This window comes from Streptomyces capoamus, assembly GCF_014654935.1.
GTDB lineage: Bacteria > Actinomycetota > Actinomycetes > Streptomycetales > Streptomycetaceae > Streptomyces > Streptomyces capoamus.
In genome coordinates this window covers 37,135-45,438 of sequence record NZ_BNBF01000001.1, presented here as the reverse complement: position 1 = coordinate 45,438, position 8,304 = coordinate 37,135, and the positions used below count along the sequence as shown (strand labels likewise).

The 8,304-nt window shown below is 74.0% G+C and carries 10 protein-coding genes; 5 read left to right on the top strand and 5 right to left on the bottom strand.

The annotated features are described in order from the left end of the window. Both IE312_RS38285 and IE312_RS00225 read right to left on the bottom strand, forming a co-directional pair. Nucleotides 1-880, bottom strand: an 880-nt coding sequence (locus tag IE312_RS38285) for an AAA family ATPase (RefSeq protein ID WP_229898780.1), incomplete at its 3' end; no start/stop codon positions are given. Nucleotides 881-1,022: 142 nt separating this feature from the next. Continuing rightward, on the bottom strand, nt 1,023-1,580 hold the full coding sequence (locus IE312_RS00225) for a hypothetical protein (protein ID WP_189977090.1): 558 nt from the start codon (nt 1,578-1,580) through the stop codon (nt 1,023-1,025). A gap of 326 nt (nt 1,581-1,906) precedes the next feature. On the opposite strand from IE312_RS00225, the gene IE312_RS00220 reads away from it, so the two are divergent. Together IE312_RS00220 and IE312_RS00215 are read left to right on the top strand one after the other, a co-directional pair. Further along, the gene (locus IE312_RS00220) at nt 1,907-2,485 is read left to right on the top strand and encodes a fasciclin domain-containing protein (protein WP_189977088.1); all 579 of its coding nucleotides are present in this window, start codon (nt 1,907-1,909) and stop codon (nt 2,483-2,485) included. A gap of 195 nt (nt 2,486-2,680) precedes the next feature. Beyond that, nucleotides 2,681-3,163: a Rieske (2Fe-2S) protein gene (locus IE312_RS00215; protein ID WP_189977086.1), complete on the top strand. Its 483-nt coding sequence runs from the start codon at nt 2,681-2,683 to the stop codon at nt 3,161-3,163. Between the two features lie 6 nt (nt 3,164-3,169). Here the strand turns inward: IE312_RS00215 and IE312_RS00210 are convergent, their stop codons facing one another. After that, nucleotides 3,170-3,814, bottom strand: coding sequence for a cysteine hydrolase family protein (locus IE312_RS00210; RefSeq protein WP_189977084.1), 645 nt, complete (start codon nt 3,812-3,814; stop codon nt 3,170-3,172). Between the two features lie 106 nt (nt 3,815-3,920). Here IE312_RS00210 and IE312_RS00205 point away from each other — a divergent pair, with 106 nt between their 5' ends. Beyond that, nucleotides 3,921-4,391, top strand: a complete 471-nt coding sequence (locus tag IE312_RS00205) for a pyridoxamine 5'-phosphate oxidase family protein (protein ID WP_189977082.1) — start codon at nt 3,921-3,923, stop codon at nt 4,389-4,391. A 667-nt stretch (nt 4,392-5,058) separates the two neighbouring features. On the opposite strand, the gene IE312_RS00200 is transcribed toward IE312_RS00205, so the two are convergent. Beyond that, complete coding sequence (locus IE312_RS00200) at nt 5,059-5,961, bottom strand: LysR family transcriptional regulator (protein ID WP_189977080.1); 903 nt, start codon at nt 5,959-5,961, stop codon at nt 5,059-5,061. 74 nt (nt 5,962-6,035) lie between these two features. Between IE312_RS00200 and IE312_RS00195 the strand changes: the two genes are divergently transcribed. Continuing rightward, nucleotides 6,036-6,989 (top strand): DMT family transporter, encoded by a 954-nt coding sequence (locus IE312_RS00195; RefSeq protein WP_189977078.1) that lies wholly within the window; start codon nt 6,036-6,038, stop codon nt 6,987-6,989. 142 nt (nt 6,990-7,131) lie between these two features. Next, nucleotides 7,132-7,347 carry a hypothetical protein gene (locus IE312_RS00190; RefSeq protein WP_189977076.1) on the top strand — a complete coding sequence of 72 codons (216 nt, stop codon included), beginning with the start codon at nt 7,132-7,134 and terminating at the stop codon, nt 7,345-7,347. Nucleotides 7,348-7,498: 151 nt separating this feature from the next. On the opposite strand, the gene IE312_RS38280 is transcribed toward IE312_RS00190, so the two are convergent. Beyond that, nucleotides 7,499-8,304: aminotransferase class I/II-fold pyridoxal phosphate-dependent enzyme (locus IE312_RS38280; RefSeq protein WP_229898778.1), on the bottom strand; the 806-nt coding region annotated here is incomplete at its 5' end.

Below are 8,304 nucleotides of genomic sequence, written 5' to 3'. Positions count from 1 at the left end.
GGACGCTGACCCTCAGCAGCAGGTCCTGCGTCGGGGCCGTCTGCCGCTTGAGCACCTCGGCCAGCAGGAAGCCGGCGACCGGGGTGCGGTCGGCCTCGAACTCCTTGAGGAACGTCCGCGGGTCGCTCTCCCCCTGCGCGGCCAGGGCGCACAGCCGCAGTCCGGCCGCCCAGCCGCGGGTGCGTTCCAGCAGCGCGCGCACGTCGTCGTCGCTCGGGCGCAGGCCGTGCAGCGCGAGGAGAGCGGCCGCTTCGTCCGGGGTGAAGGCCAGCTCGGCGTCGTGGATCTCGGTGACGGTGCCGGCCGCCCGGTAGCGGTGCAGCGGCAGGAGGGGTTCGGTGCGGGTGACGAGGACCAGGCGCATGCCCGGGCCGGCCTGGCGGAGGACGAGGTCCAGCCGGTCCGCTATCTCCGGGTCGGTCACCCGGTCGTATTCGTCGAGGACCAGGACCACCGGAGTCCTGCGGGTGCTCAGTCCGGCGGCGAGCCGCGTGAGCAGCCTGTCGTCCGCGGGGCCGGCCTCCGCGGGGCGGGCTGCGTCGGCGCACGCCGTCACGCCGGCGAGGCGCAGGGCCTCGGCGAGGTACGCCCAGAAGGTGCCGCCCTGCTCGTCCGCCACCGGGGCGGTGAGCCAGGCCACGGGCTCGTCCCGGGTGCGGGCCCAGTCGGCGGCCAGCAGGGTCTTGCCCGCTCCCGCGGCTCCGTGGACCACCGTCAACGGGGTCAGGAGGGCCTCGTCGAGGTGGGCGGCCAGCCGGTCGCGCCGCAGGAACGTCACGGGCCGCGCCGGTACGGCGAACTGCGTACGGAGGAACGGGTCGCGTCGGGGATCGGCGTGCGACGTGGCCGGCGCCCGTCCGTTCCTGCCCGGTACGGCCATGCTCCTCACCACCTTGGTCGTCGTCCGGGGACGACGCGAGCAGGGCAGAACGCCCTGGTCACAGCGTGGACCGGAAGTTCCCCGGCGCCGGCTGCGGCGAGCGCCGGCGCCGCGAGTGAGGACGGCGCCCTTCGATGTCAGCTTACCCTTCCGGGCCGCCGGGGCTCGTGCGGCCGTGGGCGTCGCCGCCCCCTCGAAAGCGTGTCAGTTCACCGGACCGTGCGTGGAGACGGATGGTCAGCCGGTGCCTCGCCGCGTCCGCCAGCTCGTCGAGACGCTGCTGAAGCCGGTTCAGGTCCGGGGCGAAGTCCCCCTGCGCCACCTGGTCCAGGACGGCCGCCGCCGCCCTGTCGAGACGGGCCATGGCCGCGCGGACCTCGTCACTGTCGATGTCCGGCCGGGCGGAGTCCCAGACGCCACGGCAGTCGGCGTAGCGCCTGGCTGCTTCCTCCCTGGTCCGGTGCCGGTCCTCAGGCGTGTCCCCCGCACCGGTCGGTGCCGCCAGCCCGGCCACCCAGTCCCGCGCCGCCCGTACGTGCCCGAACTGCCGCTGGACGGCCTGCCGCTGGGCTTGGAGCCCCGACTGCTCGTCCCGGCGGCGCTGCCCCAGGGTTCTGACCGCGTAGTGGGCCGTCGCCCCGAGGAAGCCCCCGCCGAGGGCTCCGCCGAGACCCGCGAGCGCCGTACCAAGCCTGATCACGCCTCTCAGTGAACGGGTCGTGGGGGCGGGTACCGCGTTCCACGCCGTACGCGTCACCCGTTGTGACCGCAGACGGGCACGCGGTCGGTCGAGTGGAGCGAGGTTCCGACGACGCGGCGCCGGCCCGGAGTTCGTCCGCCGCCCGGGCGTCCGACCAGGGCAGGGGCTTCGAGATGCGGTCACCGGCACCCGCTGGTTACGCTCGCTGAGTGGCCGGGTGGAACGGCCCATGGCCTGGCGCGGCAAGCGCCCCGCCCAGCGGTGACGAGAACTCCCGCGGTCCACGACGTCGCAGTGTTCACGCCTCCACGGCAGGAAGGTTTGCGATGAGGTTCACCCGCACGCGCACAGCACAGGTCATCGGGACGGCTCTGATCGCCGTTCCGCTCACGCTGGGAGGGCCGACCTCGCTGAGCCACGCACAGGACGCGTCGCCCAGCCCGTCGGGGACCTTCGGTCCCGGCTGTTCCTCGCTCTCCAAGAAGACCGACACGGCCAAGGACAAGGTCGTGGAGGCGGCGGCCGCCTACCCGGAGCTCAGCCAGCTGGTGGCGGCCGCGGTCCGGGCGAAGCTGGGCAGCACCCTCGACGGGAAGCGCGACATCACCGTCTTCGCCCCCGGCGCACAGGCCTTCAAGAAGGTGGCGCCGTCACAGCTCGCCGCACTGCTGAAGAACCAGGATCAGCTGAAGAAGGTGCTGACCTACCACGTCGTGGACCAGCGGATCAGCCCGGACCAACTCTCCAACGGCTCCTTCACGACGCTGGAGGGCAGCAAGCTGACGACGTCGGGTTCGGGCACCGACTTCAAGGTCGACGGCAAGGCGAGCATCGTCTGCGGCAACATCAGGGCGGCGAACGCCACCCTCTACGTCATCGACACGGTTCTCCAGCCCCCGGCCTGACGTGGGGCTCCCGGTCGGCGGCTCGGGGTTCCCCCGGCGGGCCGGGAACGGGAATTCCGCGCGCGGTTTCCGGTTCGTCACCCCGTCCGGTGCACCACCGGGCGGGAAGAACCTGAGGGCCCGTCTGAACGGCGGCCGTCCCCCGGCCGTACCCCATGACGGACCACGAGAAGCTCCGCGGAAGGGAACCCCCAGATGACCAGCCCATCCCTCCACCCCGCAGCGGGCCCCGCCCGCCGTACCGTCGTGGCGGCGGCCGGAGCGGCGGGACTCGCCGCCGCGCTGACCGCCTGCGGCTCGGGCGACGACTCCTCGGACACCGGCTCCGGCACCGGCGGTTCCACCGGGTCCGCGCAGGGCGGCGGTTCCGCCGGGTCCGCGCAGGGCGGCGGCGCCGCGCTCGCCAGGACGGCGGACATCCCCGAGGGCGGTGGGAAGATCTTCAAGGACCAGGGTGTCGTGGTCACCCAGCCCACGGCGGGCACCTACAAGGCGTTCTCGGCCAAGTGCACGCACCGGGGCTGCTCGGTGGGCAGCGTGGCGAACGGCGTGATCCTCTGCCCCTGCCACAACAGCGAGTTCTCGGTGACGGACGGCAGCGTGAAGAAGGGCCCCGCCACCCAGGCGCTGCCCGCCGCGAAGATCACCGTCTCCGGCGACGAGATCAAGCTGGCCTGAGCGGGGTCAGCGTCGCTCGCGCGCCCGGGCCAGGCAGCCGAGCACCTCGTCGGCGGTCGTGATCGTGGCGACCAGCGCGAGGGTGTTGCGGATCATCGCGGCGGTGTACTCGGCAGGCACCCCGGCGACGGCGTCGGCCGGGACGACGGCGGTGTAGCCGAGGTTGACCGCGTCGAACACCGCGTTGGGGACGGCCACGTTGGCCGAGACCCCGGTGACGATCAGCGTGCGGCAGCCGAGGTTGCGCAGCAGGGCGTCGATGTCGGTGCCGTGGATCGGGGACAGCCCGTGCAGCCGCCGTACGACGAAGTCCTCCTCGGCGACCTCGATCGGGGGCGCGACCCGGACCGCGGTGCTGCCGGCGAGTTGCTGCACGGGGAGCCGTTCGGCGGCCCGGAACAGGCGGGCGTTGCGGTTCGCGCCCCGGCCGTCGGGCCGGCGCTCGGCGACCGCGTGGATCACCTGCACGCCGCTCAGGTGGGCGCCGGCCACCAGCCGGGCCACCTGGCGCAGGGCGCCGGAGGAGCGGGCCTCGCGGGCGAGTTCGGGCAGGGCGCTGTCCGGGCCGACGACCCCCTGCTGACATTCCACGGTGAGCAGGACGGTGCTCGCGGGGTCGATGAGTTCGCCCAGGCGCTCGTACGACGGCATGGCGGGTGCCCCCTCGATGACGGCGACTTCTCTTTTCTGACGTAATGTCAGAAGATCAGAGGATCACCATAGGCATCTGACACGACGTGGGAGAAGAGGGGGCCGCATGTCCGTCACGCAGCAGCGCCGGGGCCGGAAGATCATGATGACGCCCGGCGAGCTGGACGAGTTCCTCACCACCCAGCGCACCTGCCGGGTGGCGACCGTGTCCGGCGACGGCACACCGCACGTCAGTGCGCTGTGGTTCGCCTGGGACGGCACCTCGCTGTGGCTGTACTCGGTGGTACGCAGCCGCCGCTGGGCCCAGCTGGGCCGCGACCCGCGGGTGGCCGTCGTGGTCGACTCCGGCGAGGAGTACGACCAGTTGCGCGGGGTCGAGCTGTCCGGCCGGGTGGAGTTCGTGGGCGAGGTGCCGCGCCGGGGCGAGCTGTGCGCCGAACTCGACACGGCGGAGACGCTGTTCGCCCGCAAGAACTTCGGCCTGGACGAGATGCCGCACGACGGCCGGCACGCCTGGGCCCGGCTGACCCCGGACAAGATCGTGTCCTGGGACTTCCGCAAACTGGGCGGCGCGTGACGCGGACGGCGGACCTCGGCCCGACACCACACCCCGGGGCGGACACCTCACGCCGGCTCCTGGGCAGCCGCGCGCGGGCCGGCCGACCGCCGTTCAGTTCCCGTCAGCCGCCCGCCGCTCAGCTACCGGACGCCGTGCGCGGGCCGGCTCACCGCCCGCCGCCCCCCGACCACCCGGCCACCCCCGACTCCCGGAGCAGCCACCCTCAGCCCGACTCCCCGACAATCCAACGACGTTGAGCTCCTGGGCAGCCGTACGCCGTTCAGCTCCCGCGCAGCCGTGCGCCGTTGAGTTCCCGGGCAGCTGACCGCCGTTCAGTGCCCGGGCAGCCGCCCGCCGTTCAGTTTCCGGCAGCCGCCCCCCGCTCAGCTACCGGACACCGTGCGCGGGCCGGCTCACCGCCCGCCGCCCCCCGACCACCCGGCCGCCCCCGACTCCCGGAGCAGCCACCCTCAGCCCGACTCCAGGGCAGCCCACCGACGTTGAGCTCCTGGGCAGCCGCACGCCGTACAGCTCGCAGGCAGCCGACCGCCATACAGCTCCCAGGCAACCGCCCGCCGTCCAGCTCCCAGGCAGCCGTCTCATACCGGCTCCCGGAACGGCCGTCCGCGACCCGGTTCCCAGGACAGCCGCCCCGGCCGGAGCCCCCGGCTGCCCGCCGCCGGCCTCACCCCAGCTGCCTGGCGGCCATGCGCAGTGCCTCCACGGCCGCGCGGATCGAGGGCCGGCGGTCCGCGTCCGCCCGCCAGACCACGTACACGTGACGGCGCACGCGCTGTCTGAGCGGTACCAGGACCACGCCCTCGGGTACCGGGTGCCGGCCCAGCAGCGGCGCGATGCACACGCCCAGCCCGGCCGCCACCAGGCCGAGCTGGGTGTGGCTCTCGCCCGCCCGGTGGCCGACGATCGGCTCCACGCCCTTGGACCGCAGGGTGAACATCAGCCACTCGTGGCAGAACTCGCCCTCGCCCCAGGTGATCCACTCGTCCTCGGCGAACTCGGTCAGCTCCACCTCGTCCCGGTCCGCGAGCCGGTGCCCGGCGGGCATCGCGACATCCGCCGGGTCGTCCAGCAGGGGCGCCTTGACCAGGCCGTCGGGCACGGGCATCGGCTTGTTGTACCAGTCCAGGACCACCGCGAGGTCGAGGTCGCCGCGCACGACCCCGGCGATGCCGTGCTCCGGCTCCAGCTCGCTGGACCGCACCCGCAGCCCCGGGTGCTCGGCGCGCAGCGCGCCCAGCGCGGCGGGGAACAGGCCGCGGGCGGCGGTCGGGAACGCCGAGAGCCTGAGTTCGCCGACGACCTGGCCGCGGTGCGCCTCCAGGTCGGACTCGGCCAGTTCGACCTGCGACAGGATGCGGGCCGCGTGCTCCGACAGCAGCCGGCCGGCGTCCGTGAGCCGTACGCCCCGGCCGTTCTTGGCCAGGAGCCGCTGGCCGATCTCCCGCTCCAGCTTGCCCAGCTGCTGCGAGACTGCGGACGTGGTGACGTGCAGCGCCTCGGCGGCGGCGCTGACCGAGCCGTGCCGGGCCAGTGCGTCGAGGGTACGCAGGCGCTCCAGATTCAACATGTAAGCGATTCTAAGAGGTACCGCGCTGGAATTCTCGATTGTGCTACGTCATTGACTCCAGCACAGTGGAGGGCATGAGCACGGTCACCACCTCCTCCCGCCCCCGGTCCACCGCACCCGCCCGGCCCCGCGCCCGCCTCGACTGGCGGTTGCGCTTCGGCGCCCTGTCCCTCATCTGGGGCTTCAGCTTCCTGCTGATCAAGGTGGGGACCGAGGGGTACGCCCCGTTCCAGGTCACCCTGGGACGGCTCGTCTTCGGTACGGCGGTCCTGGTGACGGCGATGGCGGTCAAGCGGGAGCGGCTGCCGCGCGGGGCCCGGCTCTGGGGGCACATGGCGGTCGCCGCGTTCCTGCTGAACGCCCTGCCCTTCTCGTTGTTCGCCTACTCCGAGCTGACCATCCCGTCCACCCTGGCCGGCATCTGCAACGCGACCTCCCCGCTGTGGGGCATGGCGCTGTCCCTGGTCGCCCTGTCCGAGGACCGGCCGGCCCGGGTGCGCGTGGCGGGGCTCGGGCTGGGTTTTCTGGGCGTGCTCACCGTGCTGGGAGCCTGGCAGGGCTTCCACGGGCTGGACGCGACGGGCACGGCGATGGCGCTGCTGGCCTCGCTGAGCTATCCGGTGGGATGGATCTACGTCCGGCGGACACTGGCCGGCACCGGCAACTCGCACCTGTCGATGACCGGCGGGCAGCTGCTGCTCGCCACGGTGCAGCTCGCCCTCGTCACGCCGTTGACCACCGGCGTGCCCCGGCACTTCGCCCTCGTCCCGCTGCTGGCCGTCGCCGCGCTGGGCGTGCTGGGCACCGGGCTGGCGGTGCTGATCCAGTACGGGCTGGTCGCCGAGGTCGGGCCCACCACCGCCCAGATGGTCACGTACTTCATCCCCGTCATCGCCACGGCCGCGGGAGTGGCGATCCTCGGGGAGTCCCTCCGCTGGACGACGCCGGCGGGCGCCGTGATCGTGCTGGCGGGCGCCGCGCTGACGCAGGTGCGGGGCAAGGGCGCGGGCGCGGGGGCGCGCGTCTAGAACCTGTCCGTGGGGTCGCCCCGGCCGGACTCGCACCGGGCGGCGAATTCACCCGAATGGCGCACTACGGCGTGCCACCCACATGGGTGAAGATCAAGCTGTCTAGTGCCCCACCCGAGGCAATCTGTGAAAGGCGAACCACATGCGCACTCGACGAATCCTCGCCGCCGTCACCGCCGCGGCAGCCCTCGCCGGACTCGGCCTCACAGGCGCCGCCACCGCGACCGCCGCCACCGCACAGGGTGCCCGGTCCTACGTCACTCCTTCCGAGTGCAGGCAGGGCGGCGGAACACCCGCGATCAACGAGGAGGGCAACTACTGCAAGGGCGGTTCGCACGACGGGGAGAAGGTCGACTGAACCCCGCGACGCGCCCCGCGGCCACGCGCCGTGGGGCGCTCCCGTGCGCGCGGCCGGAGGGTCACGGGGACGGGCGGGGGCGCGGCCGGACTGCGCCGCCCGGTCCGCGGGGCGCGCGTCACGGCCTTCGCGCCGCTCGCGCCCGCCGCCCTCAGCCGTAGGTCCGGGCCGGTGACGGGCGGACCGCCGCCGCCACCGCGTCCGCCAGCGGAGCGATGTCCTCCGCGGTGAGCGGCGAGACCGTGATGCGGACCGCCTGCCGGGAGGCCAGGCGGAAGCGGGCGCCCGGGGCCACCGCCCAGCCCCGCTGGAGCAGCCGGGCGATGGCGCCCGTCTCGTCGGGGACCGGCACCCACACGTTCATGCCGCTGCGGCCGTGGGCGACGACCCCCCGCTCGGCCAGCGCCTCGACCAGCCCGTCCCGGCGCTCCCGGTACGACCGCGCCACCGCCGCCCGGTCCACCGCGCCGTGCGACCACAGGTGGGCCACGGCCCGCTGCAGCAGGAGGCTCACCCAGCCGGGCCCCAGGCGCAGCCTCCCCCGCACCCGGTCGACCGTGACCGGGTCCCCGGCGAGGACGGCGAGGCGCAGGTCGGGGCCGTAGGCCTTGGCGGCGGAGCGGACGAAGGCCCAGTGCCGGGTCGTGCCGGCGAGGGGGTGCAGGGGCAGCTCGACGATGCCGTGGCCGTGGTCGTCCTCGACGAGCAGGGTCTCCGGGTGGTCGCGCAGCACCGCGCGCAGGGCACGCGCGCGCGTGGCGGTCAGCGAGGCGCCCGTCGGGTTCTGCGCCCGGCCGGTGACGATCACGGCGCGGGCCCCGGCCTCCAGGGCACGGCGCAGGTCGTCGGCGCGCGGTCCGTCGTCGTCCACGCCGACCGGTGCCGTGTGCAGTCCGAGGGCGGGGACGAGGTCGAGGAGGCTGCCCCAGCCGGGATCCTCGACGGCGACCGTGTCAC